This window comes from Oerskovia enterophila (assembly GCF_044748475.1).
GTDB classification, from domain to species: domain Bacteria; phylum Actinomycetota; class Actinomycetes; order Actinomycetales; family Cellulomonadaceae; genus Oerskovia; species Oerskovia enterophila.
In genome coordinates this window covers 316,361-335,889 of sequence record NZ_JBIVFZ010000002.1, presented here as the reverse complement: position 1 = coordinate 335,889, position 19,529 = coordinate 316,361, and the positions used below count along the sequence as shown (strand labels likewise).

Here is a 19,529-nt window from a genome sequence, read left to right as displayed (position 1 = left end):
CACGATGCCACGGCTGTGCTCGTGAAGGCGGGGTGTGGGCCGCGCGAGGGTTGCCGGGAGGTCGCCGGGTCCGACCGTGGGCGGATGTTCATCCCCTGTTCACCTCCGTACCATTCCGGGGTGAAGTCCCCCAGATCGCCTCTCCTCCTGGCCCTGCTCTGGCTGCTCGCGGCCGCTGTGATCGTGCCGTCGCTGCTGCTCCTGCGCGGACCCAGCACCGACCTCTACCTCGCGGTCACGGCCCGGACCGCGGACCTGCCCGGGGTCGAGCTGGTCGCCGAGGTCGGCGTGATCGTCCTGGCCCTGCTGTGGCTGCTCGCGGCCTGGCAGGCGCGCGGGGCGGGGCTCGTGGCCGTCGCGACCGCGGTCGTCGGCGGCGCGGGGGCCGTGCTCGCGTACGTGACGTCCGAGGTCGCCAAGACCGTCGTCCAGCAGCCCCGCGGCTGCTGGGACCTCATCGAGATCGCGCACTGCCCCGAGGCGGGGGACTGGTCGTTCCCGAGCAACCACACGACCATCGCGTTCGCGCTCGCGACCTCGGTGGTCCTCACGGCGCTCGCGACGGGTCGGGCCCGCGGGGGAGCCGCGGACGCCCTGTTCGGCACGACGACGGCGCTCCGGTTCCGCCGCGCGCGTCGCCTCCCGCCGCACCGGGCCATGGTCGTCGCGCCCGTGCTCCTCGCGGTCGTCACGGGCGCGGCGCGCCTGGTGCAGGGTGTCCACTTCCCGCACGACGTCGTCGCCGGCGCGACGGTCGGTGTGTGCGTCGTCGTGGCGGTCGTCCTGGCGCTGCGGAGGCCGGGGGCGGCGGGGCTCGGGGTGCTGTGCCGCAACGAGGTGGTGTGCCGGCTGGTGCTGGCGCCGGGGGTTCGTGGCGAGGCCGACGTGCGGCGGGGCTGACGGTGACGTGCAGGGCGACGAGGGCGACCTGACCCCTCGCGTGGACGCGCCGAAACCTGTCGATTGGTCGGTTTGTTCGAGTTGCTGACATTTGTCCGCGTCGCTACCTTGTCACCGCGGCGAGATGTCGCTGTGAAGTGTTCAACGATGAGCAATAAATGGGGGCTTGGATGTTCGGCACAAGAACTGTCTCTGGTGTGCGCCGAGGCGTCGCGATCGTGGCCGCAGGACTCGTGAGCGCGGTCGTCGCGACGGCAGCGGCCGCACCAGGAGCCGCGACCACCGCACCGGCCGCAGCGCCGCTCGCGGTCGTCACCGAGACGACGGCACCCGCGAGCACGTGCGCCGGCGCCTGGAGCGAGACCACGGCCTATCAGGGTGGCGCGACCGCCTCGCACCACGGCCGCAACTTCGTCGCGAAGTGGTGGACGCAGCGCGAGAGCCCGGGCGCGACGAGCGTGTGGACCGACGCCGGGGCGTGCACGGGCCTCGAGTCCGACTTCGTGATCAGCGAGGCCGAGTTCGACGCGATCTTCCCGAAGCGCGACGCGTTCTACACCTACCAGGGGCTCGTCGACGCCCTGGCCGCGTACCCGAGGTTCGCGAACACCGGGACCGACACCATGAAGACCCAGGAGGCGGCGGCGTTCCTGACCCATGCCGACTTCGAGTCGGTCGGCCTGCGGTACGTCAAGGAGATCAACACCGCGAACTACTGGATCAAGTGCGACTACTCGCAGTCGTTCGGGTGCCCGGCGGGCCAGGAGGCCTACTACGGTCGCGGGCCGATCATGTTCAGCTGGAACTTCAACTACAAGGCGGCCGGCGACGCGCTCGGGATCGACCTGCTGAACAATCCGTGGCTCGTCGAGCAGGACCCGTCGATCGCGTGGCAGACCGCGCTCTGGTACTGGAACACGCAGAACGGCCCGGGCGTCATGACGTCGCACGAGGCGATGGTCGGTGGTGCGGGCTTCGGTCAGACGATCAACTCGCTCAACGGGGCGCTCGAGTGCAACGGGGGCAACCCGGCGTCGGTCCAGAGCAGGGTCGACCGCTACCAGAAGATCACCGCGATCCTGGGCGTCGCGCCGGGCTCGGGCCTGACGTGCTGAGCGGCTGAGGGGCGGCTCGCCCCGGACCCGCAGGGTCAGCCTGCCGAGAAGTGAGGAGATGCCCCTGATCCGACCGGATCAGGGGCACCTCCTCACTCTCGGCGAGGCTGCTCAGCCCAGCGTCACGCCGCGTCGGGGAACGGGATCCCCGTCGTCGCGTGGCAGCGGTACCCGTTGGGGTTCTTGTCGAGGTACTGCTGGTGGTAGTCCTCGGCGTAGTAGAACGTGCGGCCCTCGGCCGGCGCGACCTCCGTGGTGATGGGGTCGAGCCCGCGTGCGGTCAGCACCTTCTGGTAGCGGGCCTCGGTCTCGCGGACCGCGGCCTCCTGCTCGGGCGTCGTCCAGTAGACCGCCGAGCGGTACTGGGTGCCGACGTCGTTGCCCTGCCGGTAGCCCTGCGTGGGGTCGTGGCGCTCCCAGAAGATCTTGAGCAGCTCCTCCTCGCTCACGACCGACGGGTCGTACGCGACGAGCGCGGTCTCGGTGTGCCCCGTGCGTGCGGTGCAGACCTCCTCGTACGTGGGGTTCGGCGTGGTGCCGCCCATGTAGCCGACGGCCGTCGAGATCACGCCCGGCACCTGCCAGAAGATCTCCTCGGCTCCCCAGAAACAGCCCATCGCGAGGTACAGCACGCGTGTGCCCTCGGGCCAGGGACCCGTGATCGAGGTCCCGAGGACCGTGTGCGGGCGGGCTGCGGGGAGCACGGGCTGGTCCCGCCCGGCGAGCGCCTTCTCGGGCGCGACCATCTGGGTCTTCATCGAGGACCCGAACAACGACTCGAACATCTTTACCTCCACCTGTTGCCGACACCTGGGCAACACCTCGTCGCCGTCGGCTGTTCCCCGGAACCCTCCCGCCACGAGGGCGCGGGTGAAATGCACACGTCCGCTCTCCGAGAACCGTCGTGTTCCGCAGGAACGCGCGCCCTCGGGGCACGTAGGCTCACAGGATGAGCAGCGCGAGCACTCCCTCCCACCCCGACTGGTCGAGCACCGGCTTCGCGACCCGCGCCATCCATGCGGGACAGGACCCGGACGCGACGACGGGGGCCGTCGTGCCCCCGATCTACCAGGTCTCCACCTACAAGCAGGACGGCGTCGGCGGTCTGCGCGGGGGGTACGAGTACTCCCGGTCCGCGAACCCGACCCGCACCGCGCTCGAGGAGGCGCTCGGCGCCGTCGAGACGCCTGCCGGGGCTGCGCAGGCGCGCGGCTTCGCGTTCGCCTCGGGCCTCGCCGCGGAGGACACGCTCCTGCGGGCGACGCTGCGCCCGGGCGACCACGTCCTGGTGCCCGACGACGCCTACGGCGGCACGTACCGCCTGGTCGCCCGGGTCTTCGGCCCGTGGGGGATCGAGCACACCGCGGTCGACCTCACCGACCTCGACGCCGTGCGGGCTGCGGTCCAGCCCGGCCGCACCAAGGTCCTGTGGGTCGAGACGCCCACGAACCCGCTGCTCGGGGTCAGCGACATCGCCGCCCTCGCGGAGATCGCGCACGAGCACGGCGCGACCCTCGTGGTCGACAACACGTTCGCGACGCCCTACCTGCAGCAACCCATCGGCCTGGGCGCGGACGTCGTGGTGCACTCCACGACCAAGTACATCGGCGGGCACAGCGACGTCGTCGGGGGAGCGCTCGTCGTGGCTGACGGGGCCGAGCTCCCCAGCGATCTCGTCTCGCCCGCGGGGACCCGCAGCCTGGCCGACGCGGTCGGCTTCCACCAGAACTCCTCGGGCGCGGTCGCGGGGCCGTTCGACGCGTGGCTCACGCTGCGCGGTCTCAAGACGCTCGCGGTCCGCATGGACCGGCACGCGGCCAACGCCGCGGCCGTGGCCGAGTTCCTCGAGTCGCACCCCGCGGTGACTCAGGTCATCTACCCGGGGCTGGCCTCACACCCGGGTCACGAGCTCGCGACGCGGCAGATGCGCGGTTTCGGCGGCATGGTCTCGTTCCGCGCAGGGAGCGAGGAGAAGGCGCTCGAGGTCTGCGCCCACACCCAGGTGTTCACGCTCGCGGAGTCTCTCGGCGGGGTCGAGTCCCTGATCGAGCACCCTGCTCGCATGACGCACGCGTCGGTCGCGGGGTCGGCCCTCGAGGTCCCCGACGACCTCGTGCGCCTGTCGGTCGGCATCGAGGACGCGGCCGACCTGATCGCGGACCTCGCGCGGGCGCTCGCGTGAGCGCGGCACCCCGCAAGCGTCGCGCCGCCCAGGCGCAGGCCGGCACCCCCCGCCCGACGGCGTCGCCCGCCACGGCAGGGGCCGTCGCGTCCTCGACGGCCTCCGCCGGCAAGGGCACGCGCGGCGGCAAGCCGTTCGGCGCGGACGCCGTCCCGCCGTCGATCCAGACCGCTGCGGCCTGGTCCTGGAGACTCCTCCTGATCGGCGCGCTCGTCACCGCGAGCCTCTACGTCACGGGGCTCTTCAAGGTGATCGTCGTCCCGGTCGCGATCGCGCTGCTCCTCACGGTCCTGCTCACGCCCGTCCGCGGCTTCCTCCAGCGACACCTGCGCTTCTCGCGCGGGCTGGCCTCGATCTCGGCGCTCCTCGGCATGCTCGTGGTCGTCGCAGGGCTCGTCACCGTCGCCGGCAGCACGATCGTGAGCGGTATCGCCGAGCTCAAGGACAAGGCGATCGACGGCTTCAACGAGTTCATGAGCTGGTTGGAGTCGGGTCCGTTCGGGCTCGGCGTCGAGCAGATCAACGGGTACCTCAAGGAGCTCGAGGGGTTCATCGCCTCGAGCCAGGACAGCATCGTGTCGGGCGCGCTGGGCGCGGCCACGACGGTCGGTCACGTGGCCGCGGGGGCCGTGATCGCGCTGTTCTGCACGTTCTTCTTCCTGCTCGACGGACGGACCATCTGGTCCTGGTGCGTGGGGCTGTTCCCGGCGCGCTCGCGCGACACGATCCACCAGGCCGGACGCCGCGGCATCGTCACGCTGTCCGCCTACGCCCGCACCCAGATCCTCGTGGCGCTCGTCGATGCGGTCGGTATCGGTGTCGGTGCGGCGTTCTTCGTGCCGTCCCTGGCCCTGCCGCTCGGCATCCTCGTGTTCGTCGGCTCGTTCATCCCGATCGTGGGCGCGGTGGTGACGGGCGCGGTCGCCGTGCTGGTCGTGCTGGTCGCGAACGGGTGGGTCGCGGCGCTCATCATGCTGGGCATCGTGCTCGCGGTCCAGCAGATCGAGAGCCACGCTCTCCAGCCGTTCCTCATGGGGCACGCGGTCTCGCTGCACCCCGTCGCGGTGCTCCTCGTGGTCGCGGCCGGCGGGTTCGCCGCAGGCATCGTCGGCGCGCTGTTCGCGGTGCCGCTCGCTGCCCTGATCAACACCGTGGTCCTGTACTTCAACGGGCACGACAAGTTCCCCGACCTGGGGACCGACGACACCCTCGTCATCCGGGGCGAGCCCGTGCTCCCGGTCATGATCCGTCGCGCCGAGGCCGACCTCGCGGACGACGAGATGGTCCCGGCCTCCTCGACCCCCGCGGGTCGACGGCGTGCCCGCCCCGGGCGCGCGGCGCCGTCGGGCCCTGGGACGAGCACGGGCGAGGACGCGTGACCCTCGCCCGACCCGCCGTGACGCTCGACAGCATCCGCGACGCGGCCCGCATGCTCGACGGCGTCGCCTACCGGACCCCCGTCCAGACGAGCCGCGCGATCAGCCAGGTCGTGGGCGTGCCCGTGCTGCTCAAGTGCGAGAACCTCCAGCGCGCCGGATCGTTCAAGATCCGCGGGGCGTTCATCCGCATGGCCCGGCTCACGGCCGAGGAGAAGGCGCGCGGCGTCGTCGCGGCGAGCGCCGGCAACCACGCCCAGGGCGTCGCGTTCGCGGCGGGGCTGCTCGGCATCCAGGCGGTCGTCTACATGCCCGTCGACGCCGCGCTGCCGAAGGTCGCCGCGACGCGCGAGTACGGGGCCGAGGTGCGCCTGGTCGGCGTCGACGTCGACGAGACGCTCGCGGCGGCCAAGGCCGAGGCCGAGCGCACGGGCGCCGTGTTCATCCACCCGTTCGACCACCCGGACGTGGTCGCGGGCCAGGGCACGCTCGCGCTCGAGATCCTCGAGCAGGTGCCCGACGTCCGTACGGTCGTCATGCCGCTCGGCGGCGGCGGGCTCGTCGCGGGTGTCGCGGCGGCCATGGCCGAGGCCGCGCCCCACGTCAAGGTCGTGGGGGTCCAGGCAGCGCGCGCGGCGGCGTACCCGGGGTCGCTCGCGGCCGGGGTCCCGACGACGTCGCTCGCCCGCTCGACCATGGCCGACGGCATCGCGGTGGGCACCCCGGGCCCCGTGCCGTTCTCGATCGTGTCCGAGCTCGGCTCCGAGGTCCGCACGGTGACCGAGGACGAGCTGTCCCGGGCGCTGCTGATGATCACCGAGCGGGCCAAGCTCGTCGTCGAGCCCGCGGGAGCCGCCGGGGTGGCCGCGCTGCTGGCCGACCCGACCGGGTGGGAAGGCCCGGTCGTGGTGATCCTGTCCGGCGGGAACATCGACCCGCTGGTGCTGCTGCGCGTGCTGCGGCACGGGCTCGCGGCCGCGGGCCGGTACATGCAGATGCAGGTCCTGCTCGACGACCGGCCGGGGGCGCTCGCGCAGATGCTCGACGTCATCGCGGGGGTCGGTGGCTCGATCATGCACATCGACCACGACCGCACCGACGTGCACCTCGCGATCGGTGAGGCGTGGGTGCGCATGCAGGTCGAGACCAAGGGGCAGGAGCACTGCGAGGCGCTCGTCGCGCAGCTGAGGGGCGCGGGGTACCGGGTCCTGGCGGGCTGAGGTGGGCCGCGCTGCTCGTGGGCGCCGGGCTGGACGGGCTGAGGTGAGCTGGCGCCGTGGTGTCGCGGCCCTGCTGCGGGCTGAGGGGGCCTGACTCGCTGAGTCGGGCCGGCGCTCTTGCGCTCGCTGGGGGCTGGGCTGACCTGACGCCGAGATGCGGCCAAGGGGGGTTGAATCGCTGAGACGGCCCCCGTTGGCCGCATCTCGCGGGTGGCGGCCGTGCGCTGGCGCCTGCGCTCTCCGGCGGCGTGGGCGTGGGGCCGGGCCGGCCCCGGAGCCAGGCCCGGAGCCGGGGCCGGGGCCGGTCAGCGTCGAGCGACGACGACACGGGCGCTCACCGGGGTGTCGGGAGCGTCGGCGAGCCGGCGGAGGTCCACGCCCTGGTCCTCGAACGCGGTGATCAGCCGCCCGCAGGTCACTTCCCACGCCGTGAGCACGTCTTGCGAGTAGAGGACGATCACCCGCCAGCCGAGCCGCTCCATGTTCTCGCGCCGGGCGACGTCGCTGCTCATCTGATGCTGGGACGAGTAGTGGTGTGCGCCGTCGTACTCGATCGCGATGCGCGCCTGCGGCCAGCACATGTCGGGACGCGCGACCCACTGGTCCTCGGCGAGCAGGTCTGCCCCGACCACCGGGCACGGGAAGCCTGATGCGACCAGCTGGAGCCGGACCCGCGTCTCCATCGGGGAGTCGACGAACGACCGGGCAGCGGCGAGCGCAGTCCGCAGGGTCTGCCGCCCTCGGCCCCTCACGAACCAGGACAGTGCGCTCTCCAGCTGGAGGCGCGTGGTGGCCGGGTGGCGCAGACCGAGGACCGCGTCGGTCAGGACGACGAGGTCCTCGACTGTCAGGAGGGTCCCTGTGCCGGTACCCGTCATGCTCCCGAGGTCGAGCCACGTACGTGCCGGGACGGTCACGGGAAGCTGTCGCTGTCGGAAGGAATGCCGGGCGATCGCCCCGGAGTGCCCGACGATCAGCGCCGCCTCGCGCGGTCGTAGCCCAGCGCGGCTGGAGACGTGCAACCTCTCGAGCGGTCGATGGTGCGCGGGCAGAGGCAGTCCCAGGAGAGCGGCCGCCGTGAGGTGCGAGAACGTGTCCCCGTCCCGGAAGGTCAGCGCGACGGCTCGGCAGAGTGCTTCGAGGTCGTCGGCGGAACTGGCCGCCATGCGTACCCCGCGCACCGGCGCGTGCAGCGCGGGGTGGCGAAGCTGGTCGCGCGTGCACCCGGCCGCGTAGGCGTCGGCCACGAGGAACGGGGTGGGCGGGAGCGGGACGAGGGCAGACGGCACGGGGAGAGGCTCGCAGATCCGGGCGTCCTCGTGGGGCCGGTCGTGGTTCCTGTGGATGACGGGCCAGGCCGCGAGGGGTGGCCAGGGCCCGTCCCTGGGATCGAGATGCGGCCAACGGGGGTCGAACTGCCGAGATGACCCCCGCTAGCCGCATCTCGCTGGGCGCCCCGGACGCACGCCGCGAGCCGCGCCCCATGCCCCGGACGCACGACGGCCCGGGAACCGTTGCGGTTCCCGGGCCGTCAGGGGTGCGTCGAGCCTGCTCCGGCCGGAGCGGCGACGCCGGTGTGCAGCGAGGTCAGGCCTCGAACGGCTTGGCGGCGAGGATCTCGACCGCGATCTCGTTCCCGTTGGGAGCCGTGTAGGAGACCTTGTCGCCGATCGAGGTGCCGTTGATCGCGGCGCCCATCGGGGACGTGGGGGAGTAGACCCGGATGTCCGTGCCGCCGGCGATCTCGCGCGAGCCGAGCAGGAAGGACATCTCCTCGCCGGCCACGTTCGCGGTCACGACCATGCCGGGCTCGACCTTGCCGTCGTCCGGGGGCGTGCCGATCTGCACGTTGCGCAGCTTCGCGGTGAGTTCGCGGATGCGCGCCTCGTTCTTGGCCTGCTCCTCGCGGGCGGCGTGGTATCCGCCGTTCTCCTTGAGGTCGCCCTCGTCGCGGGCGGCGGCGATGCGCTCGGCGATGTCGGTGCGGCCAGCACCGGACAGGTGAGCCAACTCGGCCTGAAGCCTGTCGTGTGCCTCCTGGGTCAGCCAGGTGACGCTGGTCTCGGTCACGGTTCGCTCCTTCCTTTCCTTGCGTTCCGGCGGCCGTCGTCTGTAGACGTGGCCGCACAGGGGGGAGGCAGTGGGTGCGGGTGAGAGCGACTCCGCTGCCTGCCCGTGGTGGTGGCACCGACCGGTGGCCGGTGCCGCGTGGCGGGTTTCGCTGGTCCTGAAGCTTCTGGGGCAGCGTGAATCCCTCAGGATACCAAATGTCCGCTGCATCACACCGTTCTCTGCCCCCGCAGACCTCCGTGGTCTGCCCCGCGACCCGTCGTGGGACGCCTCCGAACCGTTGCGGGCGGCACCGCCCGCGGTCCCATCCTTGCACTGCTCACGGAGCGGCCGCCAGGAGCTCGTGCAGCCGGCTCTTGGCGCCGTGCCCAGCACGCGGTCGCAGTCTCTACGCCGGACGCCGGGCCACGTCGACCACCCCTGGTCTCACCCCGACGTAGGGCCCACAGCGCACCTGGCGTCAGGGCAGCGCGACGCAGCTCTCGACGATCCCGGTCGTGGCGAGCTCGGACGTGGCCACGCTCACGGTGTACCGGCCTTCGAGCTTGTCGCTCGGGCCGACGACCACCTTGACGGTCCCGACCTGGGCGTAGCTGTCGGCGAGCGCGTCGATCGTGCACTCGGCCTGCGTGCCGGGCTTCATGGAGACCTGGAACGTCACGTCGATCTGCTCGGAGCTGACGACCTTGAAGCCGAAGTCGTCGTAGCGCACGGGCGTGGCGGCCTGCCCCAGGCCGATCCAGACCGTGACGGCGATCCCGACGAGCGCGGCGGCGACGATGCCCGCGATCGCCAGGCGGCGTCGCAGGGGCGTGGGCTCGGGCCCGTAGCGTCCTGCCGGGGGCCGGGGGCCCTCGCTGCGCGGCACGAGGCCGATCGGGTTCTCGTCCTCGTCGAGGGCGTCTGGCCCGGGGTTCGGGGAAGTTCCCAGCGGGGGCGTGCTGTTCGTCATGGTCGATCGACGTCCAAGGGTTGGGTGGACTACCTGCTCGTGAGTCATCATTGTCTCTGAACTTCTTCACCGCGAAGTACCCCCAGGAGGACCTGTGACCGAATCGACGGCGCGCCAGACCGCAGGATCGGCGCCCGGGACGGTCGACCGCGCACCGCTGCGCCTCATGGCCGTCCACGCGCACCCCGACGACGAGTCGAGCAAGGGGGCTGCGACGTCGGCCCGCTACGCCGCCGAGGGCGTCGAGGTCCTCGTCGTGAGCTGCACGGGCGGCGAGCGCGGCGACGTGCTCAACCCGAGCTTCGGCGAGCTCCCCGCGACCGCGGAGGGCATGGCCGAGCTGCGGCGTGCGGAGATGGCCGCAGCGGCCAAGGCGCTCGGCGTGAGCCACCGCTGGCTGGGCTTCGTCGACTCGGGGCTGCCCGAGGGCGACCCGTTGCCCCCGCTGCCCGAGGGCTGCTTCGCGCTCGTGCCGCTCGACGAGGCTGCGGCGCCGCTCGTCGAGCTGGTCCGCGAGTTCCGCCCGCACGTCATCACGACGTACGACCCGAGCGGCGGCTACCCGCACCCGGACCACATCATGTGCCACAAGGTCGCGTTCGAGGCGTTCCACGCAGCAGGCGACCCGGAGCGCTACCAGGTCGAGGGAGGGGCGCCCGCGTGGGAGCCCGCCAAGCTGTACTACAACCACGACTTCTCGATGAACCGCATCCGCACGATCCACGAGGCCGTGGTGGACGCAGGGCTCGAGTCGCCCTTCAGCGACTGGGTCGAGTCGCGGGCCGCCCGCGAGATCCCCGAGCGTGAGGTCACGACGCGCGTCGAGGTCGCCCCGTACTTCCCGCAGCGCGACGCGGCGCTCATCGCGCACGCGACGCAGATCGACCCCGAGGGCTTCTTCTTCGCGATCCCGCGGGACCTCGAGGCCGACGTGTGGCCCTTCGAGGAGTTCGAGCTCGCCGAGTCGCGCGTCCCCACCACGCTTCCGGAGGACGACCTGTTCGCCGGCATCCGCACCGAGGAAGGTCTCGTATGAGCCCGACGCCGCAGCTCGCGGTCGATCTTTCGTCCCACCTGGCCGGAGGCCCCGGTTGGGCGGCGGGGGTGACTGCCGAGACGACGCCGTCTCCCGCGCCGACGACCGACGAGCTCCGTCCGGGGCTCGAGCCGACCGACGTGTCGCCCGGCCTCCCGGGCTTCCTCACGATCTTCGCGGTGGCCCTCGCGTGCGTGGTCCTGTTCCTCTCGCTGACCAAGCAGCTGCGCAAGGTCCGCTACGACGAGCGCGGCGCCGGGGCTGCGTCATCGGGCGGGGCCGCAGCGACGGGAACGGCCGGCACGGCCGCTGACCCGGACCGTCGGGACGGCCTGTCGGACGCCGGCTCCAGCCGCGACGACGCGGGATCGAGCGACTCCGGGAGCAGCAGCGACTCGGGATCGAGCGGCGGCGACTCCGGCGGCGGCGGCGACTGACATGACGCAGACGCCGCACGGTCCGGTCCGGGTCACGATCGCCCAGATCGAGGTCTCGAACGACCATGCGGCGAACCTGCTGGTGGTGCGCTCGGCGTTCGCCGAGGCAGAACGGTTGCACGCCGATCTCCTGGTGCTCCCCGAGTACGCCTCGGGGTTCGACCCTCGGGGTGTGGGGATCGAGCACGCCGAGCCTCTCGACGGCCCGTTCGTCACGACGCTCCAGCGTTGGGCGAGCGAGACCGGGGTCGCGGTGATCGCGGGCACGACGATCCCGGGCTCCCTGTCACCGCTGGGTGGCTCGGACGAGCAGGGCGGTGGGCCCACCTCGCGCGGCTCGACGTCCTCCGACGGCGCAGCCTCGCAGGAGGGCTCGGGCGGCGCACCGGTGAGCACCCCGGCCGCAGCGGCACCTGACCGCCCCACCCGAGCCGTCAACGCGGTCGTCGCGATCGACGCGCACGGTCGGCTGTCGGGCGTCTACCGCAAGGTGCACCTGTACGACGCGTTCGGGCACCGCGAGTCGGACCGCCTGGAGCCGGGACCTGCCGACGCGCCGCCGACGGTCCTCACGGTCGGCGGCCTGACGTTCGGCGTCATGACCTGCTACGACCTGCGCTTCCCCGAGGCGGCCCGTCGCCTGGTCGACGCGGGCGCAGACGTCCTGGTGGTCCCGGCCGCATGGGCCGCGGGCGATCTCAAGGCCGATCACTGGCGCACCCTGGCCCGCGCCCGGGCGATCGAGAACACGTCGGTCGTGCTCGCCGTCGGGCAGGCCGGGAAGGGCGTGACTGGACGGTCGCTGCTCGTGGGACCCGATGGTCAGGTGGGGCTCGAGCTCGACGAGCGAGCGGGCCTGCGTACCGCCGACATCGACCCCGAGGCCCTGGCCGGGGTGCGCCGGACGAACCCGTCTCTCACGAACCGGCGCTACGCCGTCGTGCCGGTGCCCGGCCCTGCAAACGAGCCGCACCCGACGCGGTGAACGCGGCGCCGCCGTCGATCGACTTGATCGGCGGCGGACACCCCGCACCCGGCGTCCCGAGATCTACCCCTAGGACATGTCTCCTGATGGGGTCTTCGGCGTGGGCAAGCTGTTGAGGTTGTCGACGAATCGCTCGGTTGCTTCCTTGCCGATCACCTCGTTGAGTGGCTCGGCGAACCACTTGAGCCAGATCGCATCGACCTGCGCGTTCGTGATGACGCCGTCGTTGATCAGCCGCTGAGCGATGGGCTTCGCCTCGAGGTCGTACTCGTCTTGTGGCGCGCCGTCGGGTTGTCCAGGGGTGAGGCCGTACGGGTCCAGTTCGTTGAGCAGTTCGAGGACGTTCTTGATCGTGCTTCTCCACACCTGCATGTCTTCGCGCATCCTCACATGATGCGGCAGGTGCGTCGGCTCGGCCGCGAAGCCAGGTGATCGTCAGCCCACCCCGGGAGCGGCCGAAGGCAGGACCCGCGGGCCCACTGCGGACGAGGGCGTCAGCGCGATTCTTGTGAGTGGGCGTCGCCCCCGGTGTCCTTCTCTGGGCGGCTAGGCGTTGAGCGCGGCGATCATGATCGCCGCGTAGTGGCACCCGAAGCCCACGACCGTCAGGACGTGGAAGATCTCGTGGAACCCGAACCACCGGGGGCTCGGGTTGGGGCGCTTGAGGCCGTAGACCACGGCGCCCAGCGTGTAGGCGAGCCCGCCGATCGCGACGAGCCACACGATCGCGGGGCCACCTGGCGTGGTCCAGAACTGCGGCATGTAGCCGACCGCGACCCAGCCGAGCGCGACATAGATCGGGACGTAGACCCACCGCGGTGCGCCGAGCCAGATGATGCGCGCCGCGAGCCCGAGCAGCGCCCCGGACCACACGATGATCAGCAGGACCGTCGCGGTCTGCTTCGGCAGGAGCAGCACCGCGAGCGGCGTGTACGTGCCCGCGATGATGAGGAAGATGTTCGAGTGGTCGGCTCGGCGCAGGATCCCCGCGACCCGGGGGGACCAGGTCCCACGGTGGTAGACGGCGCTCGTGCCGAACAGCAGGCAGGCGCTCAGGCCGAAGATCGCGCACGCGACCTTGCCCGCGACCGGGGGAGCGAGGACCACCAGGACGATGCTCGCGACGAGGGCCACAGGGAAGGTGCCGGCATGGATCCAGCCGCGCAGCCGGGGCTTGACCGCATCGAGAGCGTCGGCGGCCTTCTCGCCGATGCTCGACAGGGCTTCGCCTGTCGACGCCAGCGTGTTCTCGACGGCGTCGCCTGCGGACGGGCGCTCGGAGGGTCGTGCCACGGAGAGACTCCTACTCGTTCTGCGTCGGGCCAGGGAGCGGGGTGTCCCTGACCCGGGGGACTGCACGTGAGTCGACGTGAACGGCTCAGGAAACAACCTACGCCATCGTAAGTTACGTCACCGTAGGTAGCAGCCGCGGACTGTGAAGATCCTGCGCAAAGGCGCACCGTAGCGCGGGCGTCTGGACATTTCGACTGTTGCCTCCGGTACCGTTTGGCGGGCGACCTGCTCGATCGTGACCTGCGGCCGCGCGGCTCGTGCCCCTCGTGCTCGTCGCGGGAGCGCCCCGGCCGCGTCGGCCCCCGTCGCTCCACTCCCTTCATACCGCTAAGGACCTCACGTGCGCATGCCCCACCTGCTCTACGGGCTGTACGAGCGACGACTGGCGACCTCGCTGCCGCGCGAGGCGATGCCCCGGCACGTCGGAGTGATCCTCGACGGCAACCGGCGCTGGGCCAAGTCGTTCGGCGAGACCGCCGCGACAGGCCACCGGCGCGGCGCCGACAAGATCGCCGAGTTCCTCACCTGGAGCGAGGACCTCGGCATCGAGGTCGTCACGCTCTGGATGCTGTCCACGGACAACCTCTCGCGCTCGCACGAGGAGCTCAGTGCGCTGCTCGACATCATCGAGGACGCCGTGCGCGACCTCGCCGAGACCGGCCGCTGGCGCCTGCGCGTCATGGGCCGCCTCGACCTGCTCCCCGAGCGTCTCGCGACGGCGCTGCGTGACGCCGAGGAGCGCACCGCGGGGGTCGACGGCCTCCAGGTCAACGTCGCGATCGGCTACGGCGGTCGCCACGAGATCGCGGACGCCGTCCGGTCCTACCTGCGGGAGCAGGCCGACCGCGGCGCGTCCCTCGAGGACCTGGCGGAGAATCTCGACGTCGAGCACATCGAGGAGCACCTCTACACCAAGGGGCAGCCGGACCCCGAGCTCGTGATCCGCACCTCGGGCGAGCAGCGGCTCGGCGGGTTCCTGCTGTGGCAGAGCGCGCACGCCGAGTTCTACTTCTGCGAGGCGTACTGGCCCAGCTTCCGCCGGGTCGACTACCTGCGTGCCCTGCGGTCGTACTCGCAGCGCGAGCGCCGGCTCGGCAGGTAGGCCTCCGGGGCGGAGCGCCCGCCCGTGCCGTCCTGACGGTCCGGAATACACCTCTCGCCCCGCCGGTTGTACCGCTCGAGTTCATACGAACGCATCTACCCGGGTGACGTGCGCCGACGAGGCGAGCGGCGCCGTCGGGCCGGTGCACCCCGCAGGATCGAGAGACGCATGCCAAGCCCCACCACCGCCCTCCCCGCCGTCCACGACCGAGCCACCACGCGCGAGGCCGCCGAGACCTGGGAGTCGCTCTTCCGCACCCAGGTCGCCCTCATGCGCCGCTTCCAGGCCGACGACATCTGGGAGGAGCTCACCATGCGCGAGTACGACGTGCTCTTCACGCTCTCCACGTGCCCCCAGGGCGGGACCCGGCTGCGCGACCTCAACGAGTTCGTCCTCATCAGCCAGCCCTCGCTGAGCCGCATGGCAGAGCGCCTCGAGCAGCGCGGCCTCGTGGAACGCGTCCCCGCGCCCGACGACGCACGCGGCACGATCGTCCGGCTCACCCCGGAGGGCGCGCGGCTCCAGAAGGAGATCGGGCGCAGGCACGTCCGCACGATCAGCGCCTACGTGGGCGGGGCCCTCGACGCCGACGAGCTCGCGACCCTCAAGGGACTGCTCGACAAGCTCCGGGGTGCACAGGAGCACCTGCCCGCGCGCGAGGGGAGCGAGGCGTGAGCGCGGGCCCCCAGGAGGGGAGCGCCGCGGAGCCGACCGAGGCCCGGACGCTGAGCGTCGTCGCCGTCACGGGCGGGGTGAGCTTCCCCTCGACCACGCGCGCGCTGACCGACCTGCTGCTCGACAAGACCGTCGCCCGCCTCACGGCCGCGGGGGTCGCGGTCGACGCCCGGACCGTCGAGATCCGCGAGCACGCGCAGGACGTCGCGACCGCGACCGTCGTGGGCATGCGCAGCGAGGAGCTCGAGCTCGCGCTCAAGACCGTCGAGCAGGCCGACCTTCTGGTCGTCGCCTCGCCCGTGTTCCGCGGCTCCTACTCCGGGATCTTCAAGTCCTTCTTCGACCTCGTCGACTCGCTCGCGATGGTCGACAAGCCCGTGCTGCTCGCGGCCACGGGCGGCACGGCCCGTCACACCCTCGTGATCGACCAGGCGCTGCGCCCCCTCTTCTCCTTCATGGGCGACCTGATCGTGCCCACGGGCGTGTTCGCGTCCAAGGAGGACTGGACGATCGAGCTCTTCCCCATGCCGTGGCTCGACGAGCGCGCCGAGCGCGCCGTGGGTCAGCTCGTGCGGTTCGCGGACCTGCCTGCCGCGCAGTGACGGCCTGACCGGGCCGCGGCGCCCGCAGGCGTCCCACGGCCCGGCCGGACATTTACCCCATCTGTCCCCGCACGGCCTCTCACCGTTCACCGTCGCGCCACCTCGACCCGCTTGGCTCTCAGGTGCCGGCCGGAACTCGACTCCGGACCGGACCAGACCTCGACAGGGAAGAGACCATGACTTCACGTGTACCGATGAAGTGGCTGCGGATCGCCGGGACCGGCGTCCTCGCTGCTGGTATCGCGATCTCCTCGACCACGCCGGCGCTCGCCGCGCCGTCCGCAGACCCCGGGGCGCCCGGACCGAAGAACATCATCCACCTCATCGGTGACGGGATGGGGTTCAACCAGGTCGACCTCGGCAGCCAGTTCGAGCACGGCCGCACGGCCTACCAGACCACCGTGAAGCCCGGCGGCGTCTCGACCCCGGTCCCCGGCCAGGCCGGCACGCAGGTGTACCAGGAGTTCCCGGTCGCCCTCGCGATGTCCACGTACCAGTTCGGCAACACGTACGACCCGGTCCAGAACTGGAGCAGCTTCTCCGCGCCGCTCAAGAACTCGACCGACTCCGCGGCCGCCGCCACGACGCTCGCGACGGGCGTCAAGACGCTCAACAACGTGATCGGCCAGGACGAGAACCACGAGGACCTCAAGACGGTCGCCGAGCGCGCGCTCGAGCTGGGCAAGGCCACGGGAGTCGTCACCTCGGTGCCGTGGACCCACGCGACGCCCGCGTCCTACCTGGCGCACAACGAGCACCGCAACAACTACCACGACATCGCCGCCGACATGATGGACTCGGGCGCGAACGTGATCTTCGGCGCGGGCAACCCCTGGTACGACGACAACGGCGACAAGCGCGCCAACCCCAGCTACAGCTACATCGGCGAGACCGAGTGGAACAAGCTGGTCGACGGCCAGTCGGCGTTCGACCTGGTCGAGTCCAAGGACGACTTCCTCGCTCTCGCCGACGGCGACACGCCCACGCACGTCCTGGGCACCGCGCAGGTCGCGGGCACGCTCCAGGCCGACCGCACGGCGCTGAAGTCGGGCGACGTGCCGTTCACCGCCCCGCAGAACGACAACGTGCCCTCGCTCCCGCAGATGACGGACGCCGCGCTCAACGTGCTGTCCAACGCCTCGGACGAGGGCTTCTTCGTGATGATCGAGGGCGGCGCGATCGACTGGGCCTCGCACGACAACAACACCGCAGGAGCGGTCGAGGAGCAGGTCGACTTCAACCGGACCATCGAGACGGTCGTGGACTGGGTCGAGGAGAACTCGAGCTGGGACGAGACCCTCGTGGTCATCACGGCGGACCACGAGTGCGGCTACCTCTCGGGCCCCGCGGCGAACCCCGCCTGGACCCCGGTCCAGGGCGCGCAGGGCGAGGCGCCCCAGGTCAGCTGGAACAGCGGCGGCCACACCAACCACCTCGTGCCCGTGTTCGCCAAGGGCCCGGGCTCGGAGCTGCTCGCGGCGGCCGCGACGGGCACCGACCCGGTGCGTGGCGCCTACCTCGACAACGCCGACGTCGGCCGCGTCTCCAACGCCCTGTGGGCCGCGAACGACACCGACGGCATCCCGCTCCTCGCGACCGTCCCCGAGGCCGGTGAGGTCGGCGGCAAGCTCACGCTGTCCGTCGCGGACTTCGGTGCGGGCGTGGCGCTCACGGGCGGCGAGAACGTGGGCGACCGCCTGCGCTTCGCGGGCACGCTCCCCGAGGTCTCGGTGACGGACTCGCGCGCGACCGCCACGGTCGGCACGGGCGGCTGGACCGTCTCGGGCCAGTCGGGCGACCTGTCCTCGGGCCCGCGCACGCTGCGCGCCCAGAACCTCGGCTGGACCCCCGGCCTGGTCTCGGCCAAGGACGGCGTGATCGCGGGCTCGCCCGTGGCCTCGCTCCTGGGCGGCGGCACGGGCCTCGCGGCCCCGGCCACGCTCGCGACCGCGACCTCGGACAGCCGCCTGGGCACCACGACGGTCTCGGCCGACCTGGCGCTCGAGGTCCCCGTGGACACCCGCGAGGGCGACTACGCGGGCACCCTGACGGTCTCGCTGTTCCCGGTCGACTGACCGTCGTCACCTGACGGAGCCGTCGGGTCCCGGGTGCGCTGCGGCGCGCCGGGGGCCCGGCGGCCTCTTCGGGTTCCGCTCGTCGGTCTCGACGACGTCACGCACCGTGCGTCGTCGGGTGACCGCGGGCCGCGCCCGTCCTCCTGCCCGACGGCGCCACGCCCGTCCCGCCCGCGGGTCGCGCTGGGCGCGGGGCCACGACTCTTCCCGCTCGGAGCTCCTCGATGAACGTCACCCCCCGCCTCACGGCTCGTCCGCGCCGCCTCACGGCTCGTCCGGCAGGCCCGGTCCGCCTGCCCGCCCCGGCGCGCGTGGCCAGGACGGCCGGCGCCGCAGCCCTCGTGGGCGCCCTGCTGACGGGCGCGCTCGCGGCGCCCGCCGGTGCGCTGGTCCTCCCCGCGCTCACCCCCGGTTCCCACGCAGCGACCGGAACCGTCGCCGGGACGGGTGCGGCGCCGTCGGGCACGGCGACCTCGACCGTGGACGGCGCAGCGACCGCTGACAGCGCCGCCGCCCCGGCTAGCGACGAGCCGCCCGCCGCGCGCACGACCTGGGCCGTCGAGCCCGCGACCGCCGAGGGGCCCGACGGACGCGTGTCCTACCGCGTGACGGTCGACCCGGGTGGCCAGGCCGTCGAGCACGTCACCGTGACCAACTTCAGCGACCACCCCGCGACGTTCGACGTGTACGCGAGCGACGGCGTCGTGACCGCGGACGGGCAGTTCGACCTGCTGTCGGCAGGCACCGCGCCGAGCGACGGCGGCTCGTGGATCACGCTCGGCGAGGGCGAGACGGCGGGACCGAGCCAGCGCGTCGAGATCGCGGCCGAGTCGTCGGCGACCATCCCGTTCACGGTCGCGGTGCCCGCCGACGCGACCCCGGGCGACCACCCGGCCGGGGTCGTCGCCGCGCTGGCCCGCGCCGAGGGGGACGGGTCGAGCGTCACGTTCGACACCCGTGTGGGCGCGCGCCTGCACCTGCGCGTCGCGGGCGACCTCGCCCCGGCGCTCGCTCTCACCGACGTCCGCGCGACGTACGAGCCGAGCTGGAACCCGTTCGCGCCCGGCTCGGTGCGCGTCGAGTACTCGGTCGCGAACGAGGGCAACGTGCGCCTGGGCGCCGACACGCAGGCTGCGGTCGCGGGCCTGTTCGGCTGGAACGCGCGCGAGGTCGTGGCCCCCGCGCAGCGCGAGGTCCTGCCCGGGCAGGACGCGGGCGGGGCCGTCGTGATCGACGGCGTCTGGCCGCTCGGCAAGGTCTCGGGGGACCTGACGACGACCCCGCTCGTCGTGGGCGACGACGTCGTCGAGGTCACGCTCACGCCCACCGCGGCGACCTACGGCGCGTGGGCGCTGCCGTGGGTCCAGCTGGGGTCGCTGCTCGTGCTCGTCGGGGTCGTGCTCGCGGCGGTGCGCGCACGTCGCCGGCGCGAGGCGCGCACGCAGGCACGGATCGATGCCGCGGTCGCGGCCCGGGCCGCCCAGCGCGCCTGAGGGAGCGTGGCTACGA

Annotated in this window: 19 protein-coding genes; 13 read left to right on the top strand and 6 right to left on the bottom strand. The window is 72.3% G+C overall.

Annotation, left to right across the window (positions count from 1 at the left end; all coding sequences use genetic code 11):
• The first annotated feature begins 120 nt into the window (after nt 1–120).
• Nucleotides 121–900 carry a phosphatase PAP2 family protein gene (locus ACIPWA_RS06100; protein ID WP_400288810.1) on the top strand — a complete coding sequence of 260 codons (780 nt, stop codon included), beginning with the start codon at nt 121–123 and terminating at the stop codon, nt 898–900.
• A gap of 197 nt (nt 901–1,097) precedes the next feature.
• A complete protein-coding gene (locus tag ACIPWA_RS06095) occupies nt 1,098–2,015 on the top strand; it encodes a glycoside hydrolase family 19 protein (protein WP_400288808.1) in 918 nt (305 codons plus the stop codon).
• A 122-nt stretch (nt 2,016–2,137) separates the two neighbouring features.
• Here ACIPWA_RS06095 and msrA read toward each other — a convergent pair whose 3' ends face one another.
• Nucleotides 2,138–2,800 carry a peptide-methionine (S)-S-oxide reductase MsrA gene (gene msrA, locus ACIPWA_RS06090; RefSeq protein WP_056645828.1) on the bottom strand — a complete coding sequence of 221 codons (663 nt, stop codon included), beginning with the start codon at nt 2,798–2,800 and terminating at the stop codon, nt 2,138–2,140.
• A gap of 164 nt (nt 2,801–2,964) precedes the next feature.
• Between msrA and ACIPWA_RS06085 the strand changes: the two genes are divergently transcribed.
• From ACIPWA_RS06085 to ilvA, 3 genes are read left to right on the top strand one after another with little or no spacing between them, the layout of a single operon-like run.
• On the top strand, nt 2,965–4,197 hold the full coding sequence (locus tag ACIPWA_RS06085; RefSeq protein WP_400288806.1) for a cystathionine gamma-synthase: 1,233 nt from the start codon (nt 2,965–2,967) through the stop codon (nt 4,195–4,197).
• Nucleotides 4,194–5,576 carry an AI-2E family transporter gene (locus tag ACIPWA_RS06080; RefSeq protein WP_400288804.1) on the top strand — a complete coding sequence of 461 codons (1,383 nt, stop codon included), beginning with the start codon at nt 4,194–4,196 and terminating at the stop codon, nt 5,574–5,576. Before ACIPWA_RS06085 ends, ACIPWA_RS06080 begins: the two co-directional genes overlap by 4 nt.
• A 50-nt stretch (nt 5,577–5,626) precedes the next feature.
• Nucleotides 5,627–6,793: a threonine ammonia-lyase gene (gene ilvA / locus ACIPWA_RS06075; RefSeq protein WP_400289650.1), complete on the top strand. Its 1,167-nt coding sequence runs from the start codon at nt 5,627–5,629 to the stop codon at nt 6,791–6,793.
• A gap of 305 nt (nt 6,794–7,098) precedes the next feature.
• On the opposite strand, the gene ACIPWA_RS06070 is transcribed toward ilvA, so the two are convergent.
• The 3 genes from ACIPWA_RS06070 to ACIPWA_RS06060 form a co-directional block, all read right to left on the bottom strand.
• Nucleotides 7,099–8,082 (bottom strand): DUF559 domain-containing protein, encoded by a 984-nt coding sequence (locus ACIPWA_RS06070; RefSeq protein WP_400288802.1) that lies wholly within the window; start codon nt 8,080–8,082, stop codon nt 7,099–7,101.
• A gap of 298 nt (nt 8,083–8,380) precedes the next feature.
• Nucleotides 8,381–8,863 (bottom strand): transcription elongation factor GreA, encoded by a 483-nt coding sequence (gene greA, locus ACIPWA_RS06065; RefSeq protein ID WP_056645841.1) that lies wholly within the window; start codon nt 8,861–8,863, stop codon nt 8,381–8,383.
• 460 nt (nt 8,864–9,323) lie between these two features.
• Nucleotides 9,324–9,815 (bottom strand): DUF4307 domain-containing protein, encoded by a 492-nt coding sequence (locus ACIPWA_RS06060; protein WP_083201190.1) that lies wholly within the window; start codon nt 9,813–9,815, stop codon nt 9,324–9,326.
• A gap of 166 nt (nt 9,816–9,981) precedes the next feature.
• Between ACIPWA_RS06060 and mca the strand changes: the two genes are divergently transcribed.
• Genes mca through ACIPWA_RS06045 form a run of 3 tightly spaced genes read left to right on the top strand, consistent with a single transcriptional unit; the run spans nt 9,982 to nt 12,273 of the window.
• Nucleotides 9,982–10,851 (top strand): mycothiol conjugate amidase Mca, encoded by an 870-nt coding sequence (gene mca, locus ACIPWA_RS06055; protein ID WP_400289649.1) that lies wholly within the window; start codon nt 9,982–9,984, stop codon nt 10,849–10,851.
• Nucleotides 10,848–11,288 carry a hypothetical protein gene (locus tag ACIPWA_RS06050; RefSeq protein WP_400288797.1) on the top strand — a complete coding sequence of 147 codons (441 nt, stop codon included), beginning with the start codon at nt 10,848–10,850 and terminating at the stop codon, nt 11,286–11,288. The genes mca and ACIPWA_RS06050 overlap by 4 nt, the downstream gene beginning before the upstream one ends.
• Before the next feature lies 1 nt (nt 11,289).
• Nucleotides 11,290–12,273, top strand: a complete 984-nt coding sequence (locus tag ACIPWA_RS06045; protein WP_400288794.1) for a carbon-nitrogen hydrolase family protein — start codon at nt 11,290–11,292, stop codon at nt 12,271–12,273.
• A gap of 69 nt (nt 12,274–12,342) precedes the next feature.
• Here the strand turns inward: ACIPWA_RS06045 and ACIPWA_RS06040 are convergent, their stop codons facing one another.
• Together ACIPWA_RS06040 and trhA are read right to left on the bottom strand one after the other, a co-directional pair.
• Nucleotides 12,343–12,657: a hypothetical protein gene (locus ACIPWA_RS06040; RefSeq protein ID WP_400288792.1), complete on the bottom strand. Its 315-nt coding sequence runs from the start codon at nt 12,655–12,657 to the stop codon at nt 12,343–12,345.
• Between the two features lie 162 nt (nt 12,658–12,819).
• Complete coding sequence (trhA, locus tag ACIPWA_RS06035; protein WP_400289647.1) at nt 12,820–13,494, bottom strand: PAQR family membrane homeostasis protein TrhA; 675 nt, start codon at nt 13,492–13,494, stop codon at nt 12,820–12,822.
• A gap of 412 nt (nt 13,495–13,906) precedes the next feature.
• Between trhA and ACIPWA_RS06030 the strand changes: the two genes are divergently transcribed.
• The 5 genes from ACIPWA_RS06030 (at nt 13,907) to ACIPWA_RS06010 (ending at nt 19,513) form a co-directional block, all read left to right on the top strand.
• Nucleotides 13,907–14,668 carry an isoprenyl transferase gene (locus ACIPWA_RS06030; protein ID WP_400288791.1) on the top strand — a complete coding sequence of 254 codons (762 nt, stop codon included), beginning with the start codon at nt 13,907–13,909 and terminating at the stop codon, nt 14,666–14,668.
• A gap of 168 nt (nt 14,669–14,836) precedes the next feature.
• A complete protein-coding gene (locus ACIPWA_RS06025; protein ID WP_056645854.1) occupies nt 14,837–15,343 on the top strand; it encodes a MarR family winged helix-turn-helix transcriptional regulator in 507 nt (168 codons plus the stop codon).
• Entirely contained in the window at nt 15,340–15,945 is a 606-nt protein-coding gene (locus ACIPWA_RS06020) for a CE1759 family FMN reductase (RefSeq protein ID WP_400288789.1), read from the top strand. Before ACIPWA_RS06025 ends, ACIPWA_RS06020 begins: the two co-directional genes overlap by 4 nt.
• A 176-nt stretch (nt 15,946–16,121) precedes the next feature.
• Entirely contained in the window at nt 16,122–18,020 is a 1,899-nt protein-coding gene (locus ACIPWA_RS06015) for an alkaline phosphatase (RefSeq protein WP_400288786.1), read from the top strand.
• Between the two features lie 224 nt (nt 18,021–18,244).
• The gene (locus ACIPWA_RS06010; protein ID WP_400288784.1) at nt 18,245–19,513 is read left to right on the top strand and encodes a hypothetical protein; all 1,269 of its coding nucleotides are present in this window, start codon (nt 18,245–18,247) and stop codon (nt 19,511–19,513) included.
• The last annotated feature ends 16 nt before the right edge of the window (nt 19,514–19,529 follow it).

Excerpts from the sequence above, each read along its gene's own strand:
- ACIPWA_RS06025 (WP_056645854.1), top strand. The coding sequence starts at position 14,837 with ATGCCAAGCCCCACCACCGCCCTCCCCGCCGTCCACGACCGAGCCACC.
- ACIPWA_RS06010 (WP_400288784.1), top strand. The coding sequence starts at position 18,245 with ATGAACGTCACCCCCCGCCTCACGGCTCGTCCGCGCCGCCTCACGGCT.
- msrA (WP_056645828.1), bottom strand. The coding sequence starts at position 2,800 with ATGTTCGAGTCGTTGTTCGGGTCCTCGATGAAGACCCAGATGGTCGCG.
- ACIPWA_RS06045 (WP_400288794.1), top strand. The coding sequence starts at position 11,290 with ATGACGCAGACGCCGCACGGTCCGGTCCGGGTCACGATCGCCCAGATC.
- ACIPWA_RS06040 (WP_400288792.1), bottom strand. The coding sequence starts at position 12,657 with ATGCGCGAAGACATGCAGGTGTGGAGAAGCACGATCAAGAACGTCCTC.
- ACIPWA_RS06060 (WP_083201190.1), bottom strand. The coding sequence starts at position 9,815 with ATGACGAACAGCACGCCCCCGCTGGGAACTTCCCCGAACCCCGGGCCA.
- ACIPWA_RS06015 (WP_400288786.1), top strand. The coding sequence starts at position 16,122 with ATGACTTCACGTGTACCGATGAAGTGGCTGCGGATCGCCGGGACCGGC.
- ACIPWA_RS06085 (WP_400288806.1), top strand. The coding sequence starts at position 2,965 with ATGAGCAGCGCGAGCACTCCCTCCCACCCCGACTGGTCGAGCACCGGC.
- mca (WP_400289649.1), top strand. The coding sequence starts at position 9,982 with ATGGCCGTCCACGCGCACCCCGACGACGAGTCGAGCAAGGGGGCTGCG.
- ilvA (WP_400289650.1), top strand. The coding sequence starts at position 5,627 with ATGCTCGACGGCGTCGCCTACCGGACCCCCGTCCAGACGAGCCGCGCG.
- ACIPWA_RS06050 (WP_400288797.1), top strand. The coding sequence starts at position 10,848 with ATGAGCCCGACGCCGCAGCTCGCGGTCGATCTTTCGTCCCACCTGGCC.